Raw genomic sequence first — 16359 nt, 5'->3', positions numbered from 1 at the left:
GCCGGCCCACAACTCGCTTCGCTCAAACACGTGGGCCTCTTCGTCCCCGCTCCTGCTGCGATGCTCGGCTCGCTTCACGGCGCCGGGAAGATCAACGTCCAGAAGCAGAGCCGGAGGCAAAAGCAGAACAGCGACAGCGACAGCGACGGCGACGGCGGCAGCGGCAGCGGCAGCGGCAGCGGCAGCGGTGATTCTCCGCAGGGGCGCCAGCCAGCGCCGGCGCCACATGGTCAGCGTGCCACCTCGATGAACACCGGGTTCGAGTAGAACCACAGGTCCTGCCACGGATCCTCGCCCTGTACGTCCGGCGCCGGTTCGGCCTGGTCGGTGTTGCTGCCGCGCACGCGCACGAACGCCCCTTGCGCCGGCACCGCGACCTCATCACGCAGCACCAGCCACTCGCCTTCACGGCGCAGCCCGCCGCGCTCGATACGGCGCACCTGCATCGCCGGCCGGCCGGCCTGCCCCGCGCTGCCGACGATCAGGTCGACGTGGTCCACGCGCGGGGTGTCGCCATTGCGGTTCGGCTCGGCAGGCTCGCGCACGCGCAGCTCCACGTGCACCGCCTGCGCCTGCGGCAGGTGCAGCGTGCCACCCAGCGTCGCCGCCGCGGCCGGATTGCCCGGCGCGGAGACGCGCAGCTCCAGCGCATCGATCAGGTCGCCGGTCACCGCGAACATGCGTCCGCCGCGCATGCCGTCGAGGACGTCGTCGGCCTCCGGTCTGGCCCAGACATAGGTGCGGCTGTACTCGCCCGGCTGGAAGTCCGCGCCGCCGAGTTCGGTGTTGCGGTGCGAGTCGGAACTGGCGGTGATCCAGAAGCGCCGGCCTTCGGCCAGCATCGCGTCCCAGACGCTGCCGACCTGCGCGGTCATCTGGTCGAAGCCGCCGATGGTCGGGGCCCCGGGATTGCGGTAGAAGCCACGGTGGCGGTGATCGGCCTCGGTGCCCGGAGCGGCCTGGTGGCCCGGCGCGCCCTCCATCCCGATCACCACCCGCGGCGCGGTGTCCTGCCAGGCGCGCAGCTCGGCCGGAGTCACCGCGCCCCACACGCCGAGGCCGGCGGCGGTGCGCGAAGGATGGTTGACGAACAGCACGGGCGTCGGCTGCAGGCCGCGCATGTGCGCCAGTGCATCCAGCATCGCCTGCCCGCTGTCGCGCGAACCGTCCTCGACCTCGCGCCGGTTGTAGTCGCGCTCGATCCCGACCAGCTGCGCATGCTCGTCCGGACCCGGCGCGATGATCAGCGAGGCGTGCTCGGCCGCGGGCACGTCGAACTCCATGCCGTGGAACTGGATCACGCCGGGCACCTCGCGCCTGGCCAGCTGCAGTGCCGGCCAGGCGTGCTCGTCGGTCACCCGCGAATGTCCGGGGCCACCGTGATCGGTGTGGACCATCCAGGCCAGGCCGTTGGCCTGCGCGCGCCGCGCGTTCTCGCTGCGGCTGTACGGCGAATCGCCGCCGCGGATCGGCGTCGGCGGCGCGGTGCTGCGGTCCCAGTCCACGCTCCATTCGCTGTGCACGTGGTGATCGCCGGGCAACCAGCGTCGCTGCGTGTCGTCGGCCCATCCCTGGCCGGCGACGCCGAACGACAGGGCCAGCAGCACGGGAGCGGACAGGCGGGAGCGGCGCGGGGACATCGGCTTCATGCGGAATTCCTGTGGACGGCGACCGGCCGCCAGTACCGGCACGACCGCCACGCATTGCAGCGCAGTGGTTTGAAACGCTGATGACACCCCGGTCGCGTCCGGCGACAGCGCGACCACGGGCCGTCGGCCAGGATGGGCGTGCCTTCACGACGGAGCCGCCCGCATGTCCAGCATCACGCCCCCGATCGACGCCTGGCCGGCGCACCCGCTGCAGGACCGCGTGATCCTGGTCACCGGCGGCGCCCAGGGCATCGGCCGCGGCATCGCCCAGGCCGTGCTCGGTGCCGGCGGCAGCGTGATGATCGGCGATCTCGACGGCGAGGCCGGCAAGGCCTGCCTGCGCGAATGGGGGCTGCCGCGACGCGCGGCGTTCCGGCGTCTGGACGTGTCGGGCGACCGCAGCACCGCCGCCTTCGTCGCCGCGGCACTGGCGCGTTTCGGCCGGATCGACGGCCTGGTCAACAACGCGGGAGTGCCCGATCCGCATGCGCCGGCGCTGGATGCCCTGGCGCCTGCGGACTGGCAGCGTCGCCTGTCCAGCCTGCATGGTGCCTACCTGTGCACGCGCCACGCACTGCCGGCCCTGCGCGGCGCGCCGGGCGGCGGCGCGGTGATCAACATCGCCTCCACCCGCGCGCACCAGTCCGAGCCGCACAGCGAAGCCTATGCGGCGGCCAAGGGCGGCCTGCTCGCGCTCACCCACGCGCTGGCGCTCAGCGAAGGACCAGCGGTGCGGGTCAACGCGATCAGTCCCGGCTGGATCACGACCGAGGCCTGGCAGGCGCCCGCCAGGCGGAGGCGGCCGCGGCTGGGCCGGAACGACCACGCGCAGCACCCGGCAGGCCGTGTCGGCACGCCGCAGGACATCGCCGCGCTGGCCGTGTATCTGCTGGCGCCGGCCCTGTCGGGCTTCGTGACCGGGCAGGAATTCATCGTCGACGGCGGCATGACCCGGAAGATGCAGTACGCCTGAGCGGGTTCCGCCATACGTCCAGCGTGCAATCGGACCACCTCATCGAAGCCGACCGGTCGCCGCGCCGCGGGACATCGGTGGTGCATCCAAGGGCGCTCGGATGCCGGCACCGGCACAGACACCGGCGCGAGCACACGCACGCAGCGCTCCTGCTGCGACACTGCTCCTTTCCCGCTTCATCGACTGCCCACGCCGTGATCGACACCACCGACATCCGCGACCTGCTGCCCGACCTGCAGGCACTGCGCCACGACCTGCACGCCCACCCCGAACTGGGCTTCGCCGAGCACCGCACCGCCGGCGTCGCCGCCGACGCGATGCGGGCGCTCGGGCTGGAGGTCGCCACCGGCGTCGGCGGCACCGGCGTGGTCGCCAGCCTGCGGGTCGGCACCGGCAGCCGCAGCATCGGCCTGCGCGCGGACATGGACGCGCTGCCGATGGTCGAGCGTGGCACCCAGGCCTGGGCCAGCCTGCATCCGGGCGCGCATCATGGCTGCGGCCATGACGGCCACACCACGATGCTGATCGGCGCCGCGCGCCAGCTGGCACGCACGCGCCGCTTCGACGGCACCGTGCACTTCATTTTCCAGCCTGCCGAGGAAGGCCAGGGCGGCGCCGCGGAGATGATCCGCGACGGCCTGTTCGCGCGTTTCCCGTGCGACGCGGTGTACGCGGTGCACAACTGGCCCGGCCTGCCAGCCGGCAGCGTGCAGACCCGGCTCGGGGCGATCATGGCGGCGGCCGACAAGTTCGAACTGACGGTGCGTGGCCGCGGTGGCCACGCCGCGATGCCGCAGACCACGCCGGACGCGATCCTGGCCGCAGCGCAGCTGGTCCAGCAGCTCAACACGATCGTGTCGCGCCGGATCGACCCGGTGCAGTCGGCGGTGCTGTCGGTGACGAAGATCGAGGGCGGCCACGCGCACAACGTGCTGCCCGACCTGGTGACCGTGACCGGCACCGTGCGCAGTTTCGATCCCGGCGTGCAGGACTGCATCGAGGCCGCGCTGCGCGAGATCTGCGCCGGCGTCGGCACCGCGATGGGCGTGCAGATCGAGGTCGATTACCTGCGCTATTACCCGGCCACCATCAACACCCCGGACGCGGCGCGCTTCGCGCTGCAGGTGGCCGCCGAATGCGGCCTGGATGCGCGCGAGGCGTCGGCACCGGCGTTCACCTCCGAGGACTTCGCCTTCATGCTGCAGGCCCGCCCCGGCGCCTACCTGTGGCTGGGCCAGGGCCGCACCGATCCGGGCCCGGACGGCGAACGGCCGCTGCACCACCCCGCGTACGACTTCAACGACGCGATCATCGCCGACGGCGTGGCCCTGTTCACCCGGCTGGTCGAGCGCGCCCTGCCGCTGGCCTGAGCGCTGCGGGCAGGCAAAAAAAAGCCCCGCCGGAGCGGGGCTTCTTCTTTCAGCACGCGTCGATCAGAACTTGTAGTTGATCGAGGCCGCCAGCACGTCGCCGACCACGTCGTACTTGCCGTTCACCACGTTGCCGGTTTCCGAGACCGCGCGGACCGACGGATCGCTGGCGAAGATGTGCAGGTAGCCGACGTTGAACTCGGTCTTCTCCGAGGCCGCGTAGCCCAGGCCCAGGGTCACCCACTTGCGGGTGGTATCCGGCACGCGGACGTCGCGGTGCGCGTCGGTGGTCGGGGTCTGGTCGTAGGCCAGGCCGCCACGCAGGGTCACCCGGTCGTTGAGCTTGTAGTCGGCACCGATCGACGCGAACGTGGTGTCGCGGTAATCGAAGTTCAGCACCGAATCGGCCTGGTTGGAGGCGTAGTCGATGGTGACCGAGTCGAACGCGGTCGACCAGGCGGTCCGGGTGACGTCGGCCGCGATGGTCAGGCGGTCGTTGACGTTGTGGGTCACGCTGAACGTGGCCGACGCCGGCAGGGTCACGGTGGCGCGGCCGTCGGTGTTGACGAACCAGCCCGGACGGGCCTGGCCCAGCACGCCGGCGACGCCGGTCGGCACCTCGAAGGTGGCTTCGCCGCCGGTGATCTTGTGCTCGACCTTGGAGCGGTAGCTGATGCCGATGTGGGTGTCTTCGCTCGGGCTGAACAGACCGCCGATGGTCCAGCCGAACGCGTTGTTGTCGCCCTTCACCTTCAGGCTGCCGTCGGCGCTGCCCGGCGCATAGCCCGGCACGCGCGACTGGGCCATGATCGCGCCGAAGTCGATCGCGTTGCCCAGCTCGATGGTCATGTGCTCGACGAACACGCTGGCGCCGAAGGACACGTACGGGTTGACGTCGTAGGAGAACGAGGCGCCGAGGTCGACGACCTCCATCTCGGTCTTGGTGCCGCTGTAGCGGCCGACCCAGTCGGTGTCGTACTTGGTGGCGAAGCCGTACGGCACGCTCAGCGACACGCCGAAGTGGGCCTGCTCGCCCATCGGGGTGTAGAAGTAGGCGGCCGGGATCGCGGCGATCTTGCCGGCGTCGCCGCCGTTGCCGCCGCTGATCGGGGTGCCGGTGCCCGGACCGGTCGGACCGGCGTTGCGGCCGGCGCCGGTGAACTCGGCCGAGAAGCTGACCGCGCTCAGGTCGGCCTGGAACTGGCGGCCGTCGAGCTGGCGCATGCCGGCCGGGTTGTTGACGATGATGGACGCATCGCCTTCGCCACTGGCCGAACCGGCGAACGCGCGGCCCAGGCCCTTGGCACTGTTTTCCTTCAGCTGGAAGGCGGCCGCGGCGGCGTCGCCGGCAACCAGGGCGCCGGCGATGCCGACGGCCAGCAGGGTGAAGCGGGTCAAGCCATGAATCGAGTGCATCGTCTAACTCCGTTGACATGAGGGGTACAGGTGAAGCGTCAGCGGAGCGTCCCCCCCGGGACAACACCACGTCGGAGTCCCCTCCCGACATACGACGCCGTACGCGAGTATAGCCACCGCTTAACCCTCCCGTAACCATCCCCCACCCCTGACTCTTGGCAGGGGGCAGACGCGATCCGGACCCTCGTCCATAGTGTGCCGATGTTCGTGTCCCTGCCCTCCCGCCAGCGCCCGGCCGTGCGCTGGGCGACCCCGTTGCTGTTCGCGACGCTCTGGCTGGCCTTCCTGTGGGCGCTGGGCCGCCCCGACGATGCCCGGCGCGCCCTGTGGCTGGCCTGGGGCGCACTGGGACGCGGCCTGACCGGTGGCGACGCCTGGCTGGCGGCCCTGCGCGACGGCAGCGTGCTGCGCCTGTTCACCGCGCTGTTCCTGCATGCGGACTGGGCGCACCTGCTGGGCAACCTGGCGTTCCTGCTGATCTTCGGTCTGCCCGCCGAACGGGCGATGGGGCCGTGGCGCTTCCTGCTGCTGTTCCTGTGCGGCGGGGCAGTGGCCAACCTGGCGGCGGTGTTCTCCATCGCCAATCCCGACCGGGTCGTGATCGGCGCCAGCGGGGCGGTCTCGGCGGTGATCGGCGCCTATCTGGCGCTGTTCCCCGGCGCCCGCCTCGGCGTGGTGCTGCCGCTGGGGCTGTTCCTGGAGTTCGTGCGCGCGCCGGCGTTCCTGCTGATCGGGATCTGGGCCGCACTGCAGGTCATTTTCATGTACGCCGGGCCGGCCTTCGGTGCGGTGGCCTGGGCCGCGCACATCGCCGGCTTCCTGTTCGGCATCCTGTTCGCGCTGGTGGTGCGGGCCGGCATCGCGCGTCGGCTGCGCCGCCAGAAGGGCTTCTGAGCGCCGGGCGCCACCTTGCATGCCTCCGGCCCGATCCCCATGCTCGGGGATCCCGCACCGCATGGACCACCATGGCCAAGCCGCTCTACAAGGTCACCTTCCTCAACCACGGCAAGATCTACGAGCTGTACGCGCGCCATGTCGGCGGCAGTGCGCTGTGGGGCTTCACCGAGGTCGGCGAGCTGGTGTTCGACGTCCATGACGGCCTGGTCGTGGACCCGACCGAAGAACGGCTGCGCGACGAGTTCGGCAACACGCGCGTGCTGCACCTGCCGATGCAGAGCATCGTGCGGGTGGAGGAAGTGGAGAAGAAGGGCCAGTCGGCGATCCGCGACGCGGCCAGCGGCGAGAAGGTGGTGACGCCCTTCCCGCTGCCGCTCAAACCGCGCTGAACACGCGGGATCCTCAGTCGGCCTTCGGCGCCGGCGCCGGCGCCACGGCGGCGGGCCTGCTGGCCACCACCTCGCCGGCGATCAGCTTCTTCAGCTCGGCCAGCGCCGCGTCGACCGGCTTGTCGCCGGGCAGCGGCAGGCCGGCGCGGTAGCCCTCCTGCCCTTCCTCGTCGCCGACCAGATGGCCCGGCAGCGTGGCTTCGCTGAACGCCGGCGCCTTGGCCGGCGCATCGTCGCCGCCGAACAGCGCCGGATCCGGCGTCAGCTCCACATCCGGGACGATGCCGCTGGCCTGGATCGAGCGCCCGCTCGGCGTGTAGTAGCGGGCGGTGGTCAGCTTGACCGAGTCGCCGTTGTCCAGCGGCAGCACGGTCTGCACCGAGCCCTTGCCGAAGGTGCGGCTGCCGATGACGCGGGCGCGTCCGTTGTCGCGCAGCGCACCGGCGAGCACCTCCGAGGCGCTCGCCGAGCCGGCGTCGACCAGCACCACCACCGGCGCGCCGTTCAGGCGGTCGCCTGCGGTCGCGTCGAAGCGGCTGTCGCTGATGGCGATGCGGCCGCGGGTGGAGACGATGCCGCCGCTGTCGAGCAGGTCGTCGGCGACCTGGACCGCGGCGGTCAGCAGCCCGCCCGGATTGCTGCGCAGATCCAGCACCAGACCGCGCAGCTTGCCGCCGGCCTGCGCCTGCAGGCGATCGACGTGCTGCTGGAAGTCGGCGCCGGTATCGGCCTGGAAGGTGCTCAGGCGCACGTAGCCCAGGCCGGGCTCGAGCATGCGGCTGCGCACGCTGGCGATCTTGATGGTCTCGCGGGTGATCTTCAGGTCGAACGGCTGCGCCCGTCCCTCGCGCATCACGGTGATGGTGACCTGGCTGCCGGATTCGCCGCGCAGCGGCTCCATGCCCTCGACCTGGGCGATCGGCTTGCCGTCGATGGCCACGATCACGTCGCCGGCGAGCACACCGGCCTTGGCCGCGGGCGTGCCGTCGATCGGCGCGATCACCTTGAGCGTGCCCTCCTGGGTCTGCTGCAGCTCGACGCCGATGCCGTCGTAGGCGCCGCTGGCCTGCTCGTCGAACGATTCGGCCGCGGCCTTGTCCAGGTAGGCGCTGTGCGGATCGAGGTCGAGCAGCAGGCCGGCGATGGCCGACTGCATCAGCTTGTGGTCGTCGACCGGGTCGACGTAGGCGTCCTTGACCGCGTTGTACACGGCCACGTAGCGGCGGATCTCGGCCAGCGGCACCTTCGAGGGCGACGCCGCCGCATCGGGATCGTCGTTGGCCGCCACCGGTTCGGTCGCACCGGTCTGCGCCGCGTCAGGCGTGGACGACTGGGCATGGACCTGCAGCGACAGGCACAGGATTCCCAGTGGCAGCAGACGACTTACACGCATGGACGGCTCCGGAGCGCGCGGGATGCGCGTGCTCCGATTATGCGCGAAACCCGCGTAAACGCGGATTGAACCACCGCCCGCGCGGACGCCACGGTGCGGGAACTTCCGGCCGGGCAGGCGCGTGCGCGGCGCGGCCCTGCGGGAATGCCGCGTCGGCTCAGCGCCGCTGCAACCAGGTCGTCGGATCGACCGGCTGGCCGTTGCGGCGCAGTTCGAAATACAGCGCCGGGCGCCCGTGGCCACCGGAACTGCCGACCCTGGCGACCGCGTCGCCACGTTTGACCCGGTCGCCTGCGTCGCGCAGCAGGCTCTCGTTGTGCGCGTACAGGCTCATGTAGCCGTTGCCATGGTCGATGATCAGGATCAGCCCGTAGCCGGTCATCCACTCGGAGAACACCACGGTGCCGTCGGCGACCGCGGTGACCGGGGCTCCCGCCGATGCACCGATCAGCACCCCGCTGCTGGTGCGCCCATCGGGCAGCTTGCCGCCATAGCGTGCGAGCAGATCGCCGCTGGCCGGCCAGCCCAGGCCGCCGACCTTCGGCGCCGGCGCGCTGGCGGCGACCCGCGGCGGGGTCTTGGTGCCGCCGCCACGCGTGCCCTGCTGGGCGGCGGCCTCGCGCGCGGCCCGCTGCTCGGCCGCCTTGCGCTCGGCTTCGGCGCGGCGCGCGGCGGCGCGCAGGTTGGCCAGCAGCCGTTCCAGCGACCGCGCGTCCTGGCCGAGCGCCTTCTCGCGCTCCTGCCGGTCCGCATACTGCTGCTCGATCTGCCGGGCCGCGCTCGCGCGTTCGCGGCGGTCGCGCGCCAGGCTGGTGGTGCGCTGCTTCTGCTGCTCCTGCAGTGCGACCAGGGTCGCGGTCCGCGCGGCGATCTCGGCCTCGGTCGTCTCCAGCGCGCGCAGGCCCTGGCCGATCTCCTCGATCTGCCGGGCGTGGTCGCGCTGGGCGTAGCGGTAGTACGCCAGCGCCCGCTGCGCGTCGCCGACCCGGTCCTGCGCCAGCAGCAGCTTCAGCGGTGCGTGGTTGCCCAGCGCGTACGACCCGCGCAGCAGCGCGCCCAGCCGCTGCCGGCGCACGTCCAGGTCGCGCCCCATCGCGGTGCGCTGCGCCTGCAGCTCGGCCAGCGCCTGGCGCTCGCGCTGCAGCGCCGCCTCGGTCTCGGCCAGTTCGCGGCTGGAACGGCCCAGGCGCTCGTCGATCCGGCGCAGCCCGACGGCGGCCTCGCCACGCTGGCCCTCGAGCTTGCGCCGCTCCTGGCCGATCTCGCGCAGCTCGGCGCGGATCTTGCGCAGCTCGCGCTCGGTCTTGGCGGCATCCTGCGCGGCCAGCGGCGCGCAGGACGCTGCCGCCAGCACCGCGCAGACCAGCACGCGCCACCCGTGCCGGACCCGCATGGGTCGGCCTTGTCGTGCCTGCGAACGGTGCTCGACCACGCCAGGAGATCCAGTGACTTCAGACAGGTGCGGATTGTAGCCAACCATGGTGAGATGGATTCCACACCGCACCGCAGCAGGAGTTTCCCGTGACCCGTCCCCTTCATCGTCTGGCGCTGGCACTGGCGCTCGCGCTGCCCGTCGCCACCTCCGCCCTGGCCGCCGACGACGTCAGCAAGGTCAACGGCAGCATCACCGCCAGCGCCGGCCAGGCCTACGGCGATCTGGACACCGTCAACGGCAGCATCCGCATCGACGACGGCGTGCAGGCCAAGGACGCCAGCACGGTCAACGGCAGCATCACCGTGGGCAACGACGCGCAGGTCGGCGGCCTGGAAACGGTCAACGGCGCGATCCGCAGCGGACGCGGCCTGACCGCCTCGGGCAGCGTCGAAACCGTCAACGGCAGCATCTTCATCGACCATGGCAGCCACATCCAGGGCGGCGTGGAGACGGTCAACGGCGCGATCGGGCTGGTCGGCACCCAGGTCGGCGGCAACGTCGAAACCGTCAGCGGCGACATCACCATCGGCGTCGGCTCGCATGTGCGCGGCGGGGTGAAGGTGCAGCGCAGCGTCGGCTTCTTCAACACCGGCAGCAAGCGGACGCCGCGCATCGTGATCGGGCCCGACGCCGTGGTCGAAGGCCCGATGGAATTCCAGCGCACCGTGCGCCTGTACGTGCACGCCAGCGCCCGCACCGGCGCGATCACCGGCGCCGAGGCGGTCCGCTTCGACAGCGACACGGCGCCGCAGGACTGATCCCACCGCGCCCGGCCCGCGTGCGGGCCGTGGCGCGTCATCGGTGCCTGCCCGGTGGGTCCGGTCTAGAATCGGGATTCCGTCGACCTACCGGAGTCCCGATGTACCGCAAATCCCTGCTCGGCCTCGCCGCCGGCACCCTGCTGCTGGCCGGTTGCGCCAAGAACGAGGAGCCGGCCGCGACCGCCGCCGCGCCGGCCGACGCCGGCCCCGCCTCCAGCCATTCCTTCCAGCCGGCGATCCAGGCCGACGATTTCGCCGAGATGGTCTCCACGCTCGCCTCGGACGCCTTCGAAGGGCGCGCGCCCGGCTCGGCCGGCGAAGAGCGCACGATCGAGTACATCCGCGCGCAGATGCAGCGCATCGGCCTGCAGCCGGGCAACGGCGACAGCTACTTCCAGAACGTGCCGATGGTGGAAACCACGGTCGATCCGTCCAGCACGGCCAGCCTGACCCTGGACGGCAAGCCGGTCCAGCTGGGCTTCGGCACCGACATGGTGGTCGGCACCCGCAGCGGCCAGACCAGCGTCACGCTGGAAGGCAGCGAGGTGGTGTTCGTCGGCTACGGCGTCGATGCGCCCGAGCGCGACTGGAACGACTACGCCGGCCAGGACTGGACCGGCAAGACCGTGGTGATGTTCGTCAACGACCCGGGCTTCCACGTCGACGACGAGTCGCTGTTCGACGGCAAGAAGATGACCTACTACGGCCGCTGGACGTACAAATTCGAAGAGGCCGCCCGCAAGGGTGCGTCCGCGGCGCTGATCGTGCACGACACCGCCGGCGCCAGCTACGGCTGGGACGTGGTCAAGAACTCGTGGTCGGGCGCGCAGTACGACCTGCCGGCCAGCGACGATCCCGAGCCGCGCCTGCCGGTGCAGGGCTGGCTGACCGCCGAGATGGCGCGCAAGCTGTTCGCCAACGCCGGGCTGGACCTGGACGAGGCGTACAAGGCCGCGAACAGGCCGGGCTTCAAGCCGGTGCCGCTGAACTCGCAGCTGTCGGTGAACCTGACCAGCACGGTCACCAGCAAGGAGTCGCGCAACGTGATCGGCGTGCTGCCCGGCAGCAGCCGCGCCGACGAGGCCGTGCTGTACATCGCCCACTGGGACCACCTGGGCAAGCACGAGGGCGAGAACGGCGGCGCGCCGGTGATCTACAACGGTGCGGTCGACAACGCCACCGGCGTGGCCGGCATCCTCGAGATCGCCGAAGCCTTCGCCCACCAGGAGCAGCGCCCGGAGCGTTCGGTGGTGTTCGTGGCGGTGACGCTGGAGGAGTCGGGCCTGCTCGGCTCCAAGTACTACGTCGCCCACCCGACCTTCCCGCTGGACAAGATCGCCGGCGTGATCAACCTCGACGCGATGTCGGTGTCGGGCCGCTCGCGCAACATGGTGGTGACCGGCTTCGGCAACTCGGAACTGGAAGACATCCTCAAGCCGATCGCGCAGGCCCAGGGCCGCACGCTGGAAGGCGAGGCCTCGGTGCAGAGCGGCTTCTACTTCCGGTCGGACCACTTCAACTTCGCCAAGGCCGGCGTGCCGGCGCTGTACGCCAAGGGCGGCGGCGACCTGCTCGACGGCGGCGTCGAGGCGGGCCGCAAGATCGCCGAGGAGTACGGCGCCAACCGCTACCACCAGCCGGGCGACGTGTACCAGCCTGAGGTGTGGAAGCTGGACGGCGTGGTCGAGGACCTGGACGCGCTGTACGGCGTGGGTCGCGAACTGGCCGCCGGCGACCGCTGGCCGAACTGGTACGAAGGCAACCCCTTCAAGGCCGCGCGCGACCGCATGATGGCCGACAGGCAGGCGGCGCCGGCCGCCAACTGAGGCCGGACGCCACCGCGCGACACGAACGGGGCCGCCTTGTGCGGCCCCGTTTTTTTCGTGAGCTGCCGGCTGCACGCGACGACGCGCCGCGTTCGACGTACCGCTCCCGCCACCGGCGCGTGCGGCCACCGGAAAAACGACACGGGCACCACATCGGGCGCCCGTGCCGTTCATGCGATCGACTGCCGGGTCAGAACGCGTACTCGGCGGTCAGGCCGACCAGCGCGGTCGAGCGCTTGGGCCCGTCGACCTCGGCACCGGTCGCGACATCGCGCACCGTGCCCGACTTGGCGCGGAAGTAGTCGTAGTGCACGCCGACGCTGAAGTTCTCGGTCGCGTTCCAGCCGGTGCCGACGCCGGCGTACCAGCTGTTGCGGCCACTGCGACGGCCGCTCTCCACGCCCAGCTGCTGGCCGACGCTGTTGTAGTAGTCGCCGTTGTTGTCCGAAGCGCGGAAATAGCCGCCGCGGGCGCCCAGGTACCATTCCGGGGTCAGGTTGACGCGGGCGTTGGCGCCGGCCAGCCAGCCGCGCAGGGCATTGGTGTCCTCGCGCTGGTTGACCGCATCGTCGTTGAACACGTTGCGCACCTTCAGGTTGCCCAGGTCGGTGTAGCCCAGCTCGGCACCGACGCCCCAGCGTTCGCCGACCTTCCAGCGGTAGCCGGTGGTCACGCCATAGCCGGTGCGGCGCCCGTCGCTGCTCTCCAGGAAGTTGAAGTTGCCGGTGCCGAAGCGCCCGGCGGTGCCGCCGTCGGTACGGCCGATGTTGCCGTTGACGAACCAGTTGCCTTCGCCGATCTGCTGGCCGGGCCGGTAGGTTTCGGTCGCCGCGCTCTGCGCGAACGCGGACGGGGCGGCGAGGAGGGCCGCGATCGCGGCAGGAATGAACAGCTTCTTCATCGGGGAAAATCTCCTTTGTCTTGGACATGCCCGGAACGGATGGACATGTGTGTGGCGGTGATCGCTGGCGATCGCGCCGGGGGCCAAGTAAAGGCGGCCGAAACTGAAGTGGAATCGAACCTTCACATCATGAGCACGTCGCGCTAACGGCCGGGTTCAAGTCGTGTTTATGACAGTGAGGAACCGGCGTGCATGCATCGCGAAACGATGCCAGATGCAATGACAGCAAATGCGCCCAAGTCACTGATTGAAAAAGGACCAGACAATGCAAGCGCATGGGAAGCGCATTCACGCGCGTGCAGTCGATGCGTCAGCGGTCCACCGGATCGATGCGCGCTGCGTCCCGGTGCGGACGCTGCAGGTCGGCTACTCCGACTCGACACCGGCCAGGTCCAGGACCCAGCGCGGGGTGACCGGCTCGCCGGCATAGAACGCGCGCGGCTTTTTCTCGGCCATCGCCCAGCGATGCAGCCACGAGGGGCCGAACCGGCCGTCGTAGCCCTCCTCGCCGCGCATGTACGCCGGGTCGGCCATCGCTTCCTCCAGCGCCACCACGCGATAGCCGCGACGCTGTACGCCGGCCACCAGCGCCGCATAGCGGTCGGCGTTGAGTTCGTTGGCATGCAGCAGCCAGACCTGCGGCAGCGCGCGACCGAGCAGCGCCTGCGACTGCTGTTCGTAGTAGTCGACCTTGTTGAGCATGTAGGGCACGTAGCCACGACGCAGCCGCTCCAGCAGCGCTTCGCGTGCGTCCGGCGCCAGCGTGCCGTTCAGCACGCGGCGGTAGGCCGCGGCCCAGATCCACTCGCTGTTGTCGACGGTCACCGGCGCGATCCGGTAGCCATGCTGCTGCAGGAACGCCGACAGCGCGGCGCGCTCCTGCGCGTTCTGTCCGGCACGCAGATAGGGATGCCGGAACCAGTGCGGACGCTGCCCGCGTCCGGCCAGCAGCGGACGCAGCACGCGCTCGCCGGCCAGGATGTCCTGCTGGTAGGCCGGCAGACCGACCGCATGCAGATCCAGATGGCTGCGGGTGTGGTTGCCCAGTTCGAATCCGGCATCGAGCCAGTCGCGCAGCATGCCGACCCGCTCCTGGCGCAACACGCCGTCCTGCTCCAGGCCGGCCTCGTTGACGAAGCCGGTCGCGGGCACGCCGGCGGCCTTCAACTGCGCGATCAGCCGCACGTGCTGGGCATGCAGCTGCGGCGGCGCCATGCGGTCGATCCCCTGGAACGGCAGGTCGTCGATGGTGATCGCGATGCGGCGGTCGACCGGCTCGGCCTGCACCGCCCCCGCGAGCAGCAGTACGACGCTGGCCAGCATGCCGGCCAGCCAGCGTGGCCGGTCGCGCCGCTGTGCGGCGCATGCTGCCAGATCGCTGCCATGTCCGATCGCCATGGAGGTGCCGCCTGTCGGGGGAAGCTGCGCATGGTACGGGCAGCGCGGCCAGCGCACCCGTGCCGGACGGACTACGCGCCGTCGATCCCCAGCGCGTCCAGCCCGCCATCGCGGCGCAACCGCTTCAGCAGGCCCCGGCTGTGCCGGTCCAGCCCATGCACGCGCACGGTGACCCCATGATGGCGGAAGCGACCGACCACCTTGTCCAGCGCCGCCACCGCGGTGATGTCCCACAGGCGCGCGTCCTCCAGAAGCAGCTCGACCCGGCGGCCCGGCAGGTCGCGCGGGTCGAACGCGTCGATGAAGGCATCGGCCGAGGCGAAGAACAGCTGGCCGCTGACACGGTAGGTGCGGGTGCCGTCGGCAGCGTCGTCGTGCGCGATGTGCAGCAGGCGCGCGACCTTCACGGTGAAGAACACGCCGCTGAGCAGCACGCCGACGCCCACGCCCGCGGCCAGGTTGTGGGTCGCCAGGGTCACCGCCACCGTCGCCAGCATCACCGCGCCGGACAGGCGCGGATGCCGGGCCAGCCCGCGCAGGCTGCGCCAGTCGAAGGTCTCCACGCTGACCATCACCATGATCGCGACCAGCGCGATGACCGGCACCTGCGCCACCCAGGGCTTGAGCAGGACCATCAGCACCAGCAGGAACACGCCGGCGAACAGCGTCGACAGCCGCCCGCGGCCGCCGTACTTCACGTTGCTCACCGTCTGCCCGATCATGCCGCAGCCGGCGATGCCGCCGAACAGGCTGGCGGCGACATTGGCCGCACCGAGGCCGGCGGCCTCGCGGTTCTTCGGGCTCGGCGTGTCGGTGAGTTCGTCGACCACGCGTGCGGTCATCAGCGATTCGAGCAGGCCGACCATCGCGATCGCCAGCGCCGGCATCGCGATGATGCGCAGCGTCTCCAGGTCCAGCGGCACCGCCGGCAGGCCCATCCACTGCGGCAACGCACCCGGCAGCTGGCCGAGGTCGGCCACGGTCTTCAGCGGCAGGCCCAGCGCCACCGCCAGCGCGCTGAGCACGGCGATGCAGATCAGCGGCGAGGGAATCGCGCGCACGCCTGGCAGCGGCAGCCGCGGCAGGCCATAGATGATCGCCAGGCCCAGCGCCAGCATCGCCCAGGTCGCCCCGTTGGCGCCTTCCAGGTGCGGCAGCTGCGCCGCGAAGATCAGGATCGCCAGCGCGTTGACGAAGCCGGTGCGCACCGAGCTGCTGACGAAGCGCATCAGCACGCCCAGCCGCAGCGCGCCGAACAGCAGCTGCACCAGCCCGGCCAGCAGGCCGGCGGCGAACAGGTACGGCAGGCCGTGGTTGGCCACCAGCGGCGCGGCCACCAGCGCGACCGAGCCGGCCGCGGCGGTGATCATCGCCGGGCGCCCGCCGAACACGGCGATGACGATGCTCAGCACGAACGAGGCGAACAGGCCGACCTGCGGGTCGACACCGGCGACGAACGAGAACGCGATGACCTCGGGGATCAGCGCGAAGGTGGCGACCGCGCCGGCCAGCAGTTCATGCAGCGGATTGGCGCGCCATTGCGCGAGTTCGGTTCGGAGCAGGGACATGGGGGCGGACCGGCGATGGCCGGGCGCAGCGCGCGCCGGACCGGGGGCAAGGGGCGCGCATTATCGCCGCCGCCGGGGTCGCCCGCGCGTTCCTGCGATGCAGCCGGGCGGCATGAACCGCTGCGCGCGGCCGGCTTCGCCCTGGGCCTCGAGGGCGGCGATCAATCCGCCCAGCGTGCCGACCGCGTCCGCGTGGCGCCCGGCGACGAGCCCCAGCCACGCCCGCTGCGGCACAGTCGCCGCGTCCACGCCGTTGGCGCATCGCGGCCGACATCCGCGGCACCGCGACGGACACTTCGGGCGAATCCTCCGCAGCAGGTGCCTGCCGGGCCCGTCCGCCGCCCAGGCCGGCACCGCGGCTACGAGCAGCAGCGCCGCCACCA

13 protein-coding genes are annotated in these 16359 nt (G+C 71.3%); 6 read left to right on the top strand and 7 right to left on the bottom strand.

Going from position 1 to position 16359, the window contains the following annotated elements; genetic code table 11:
* Window positions 1-230: 230 nt before the first annotated feature.
* On the bottom strand, window positions 231-1649 hold the full coding sequence (locus IB242_RS15885) for a hypothetical protein (RefSeq protein ID WP_225540722.1): 1419 nt from the start codon (window positions 1647-1649) through the stop codon (window positions 231-233).
* 163 nt (window positions 1650-1812) lie between these two features.
* On the opposite strand from IB242_RS15885, the gene IB242_RS15880 reads away from it, so the two are divergent.
* Both IB242_RS15880 and IB242_RS15875 read left to right on the top strand, forming a co-directional pair.
* Window positions 1813-2622: an SDR family oxidoreductase gene (locus IB242_RS15880; RefSeq protein ID WP_192281658.1), complete on the top strand. Its 810-nt coding sequence runs from the start codon at window positions 1813-1815 to the stop codon at window positions 2620-2622.
* A 194-nt stretch (window positions 2623-2816) separates the two neighbouring features.
* Window positions 2817-3992 carry a M20 aminoacylase family protein gene (locus IB242_RS15875; RefSeq protein WP_192281655.1) on the top strand — a complete coding sequence of 392 codons (1176 nt, stop codon included), beginning with the start codon at window positions 2817-2819 and terminating at the stop codon, window positions 3990-3992.
* Between the two features lie 63 nt (window positions 3993-4055).
* Here the strand turns inward: IB242_RS15875 and IB242_RS15870 are convergent, their stop codons facing one another.
* A complete protein-coding gene (locus tag IB242_RS15870; protein ID WP_192281652.1) occupies window positions 4056-5408 on the bottom strand; it encodes an outer membrane protein transport protein in 1353 nt (450 codons plus the stop codon).
* 201 nt (window positions 5409-5609) lie between these two features.
* Between IB242_RS15870 and IB242_RS15865 the strand changes: the two genes are divergently transcribed.
* Complete coding sequence (locus IB242_RS15865; protein ID WP_192281649.1) at window positions 5610-6302, top strand: rhomboid family intramembrane serine protease; 693 nt, start codon at window positions 5610-5612, stop codon at window positions 6300-6302.
* 71 nt (window positions 6303-6373) lie between these two features.
* Window positions 6374-6694 (top strand): DUF1820 family protein, encoded by a 321-nt coding sequence (locus IB242_RS15860; RefSeq protein ID WP_192281646.1) that lies wholly within the window; start codon window positions 6374-6376, stop codon window positions 6692-6694.
* Between the two features lie 13 nt (window positions 6695-6707).
* Here IB242_RS15860 and IB242_RS15855 read toward each other — a convergent pair whose 3' ends face one another.
* Together IB242_RS15855 and IB242_RS15850 are read right to left on the bottom strand one after the other, a co-directional pair.
* Window positions 6708-8087: a S41 family peptidase gene (locus IB242_RS15855; RefSeq protein WP_192281643.1), complete on the bottom strand. Its 1380-nt coding sequence runs from the start codon at window positions 8085-8087 to the stop codon at window positions 6708-6710.
* Window positions 8088-8244: 157 nt separating this feature from the next.
* The gene (locus IB242_RS15850) at window positions 8245-9480 is read right to left on the bottom strand and encodes a peptidoglycan DD-metalloendopeptidase family protein (RefSeq protein WP_225540720.1); all 1236 of its coding nucleotides are present in this window, start codon (window positions 9478-9480) and stop codon (window positions 8245-8247) included.
* Window positions 9481-9608: 128 nt separating this feature from the next.
* Between IB242_RS15850 and IB242_RS15845 the strand changes: the two genes are divergently transcribed.
* The gene (locus tag IB242_RS15845) at window positions 9609-10280 is read left to right on the top strand and encodes a hypothetical protein (protein WP_343237159.1); all 672 of its coding nucleotides are present in this window, start codon (window positions 9609-9611) and stop codon (window positions 10278-10280) included.
* Between the two features lie 101 nt (window positions 10281-10381).
* Window positions 10382-12109: a M28 family metallopeptidase gene (locus IB242_RS15840; RefSeq protein ID WP_192281637.1), complete on the top strand. Its 1728-nt coding sequence runs from the start codon at window positions 10382-10384 to the stop codon at window positions 12107-12109.
* A 190-nt stretch (window positions 12110-12299) separates the two neighbouring features.
* Here IB242_RS15840 and IB242_RS15835 read toward each other — a convergent pair whose 3' ends face one another.
* From IB242_RS15835 to IB242_RS15825, 3 genes are all read right to left on the bottom strand, one after another.
* Complete coding sequence (locus IB242_RS15835; protein ID WP_192281635.1) at window positions 12300-13010, bottom strand: outer membrane beta-barrel protein; 711 nt, start codon at window positions 13008-13010, stop codon at window positions 12300-12302.
* Window positions 13011-13376: 366 nt separating this feature from the next.
* Window positions 13377-14333, bottom strand: coding sequence for a polysaccharide deacetylase family protein (locus IB242_RS15830; protein ID WP_192282193.1), 957 nt, complete (start codon window positions 14331-14333; stop codon window positions 13377-13379).
* A 146-nt stretch (window positions 14334-14479) separates the two neighbouring features.
* Entirely contained in the window at window positions 14480-15976 is a 1497-nt protein-coding gene (locus tag IB242_RS15825) for a SulP family inorganic anion transporter (RefSeq protein ID WP_192281632.1), read from the bottom strand.
* Window positions 15977-16359: the final 383 nt, after the last annotated feature.

The sequence above is a fragment of the Xanthomonas sp. XNM01 genome, assembly GCF_014851915.1.
GTDB lineage: Bacteria > Pseudomonadota > Gammaproteobacteria > Xanthomonadales > Xanthomonadaceae > Pseudoxanthomonas.
Note: the sequence above shows the minus strand (reverse complement) of the source record. Positions and strands in the feature narration are given on the sequence as shown.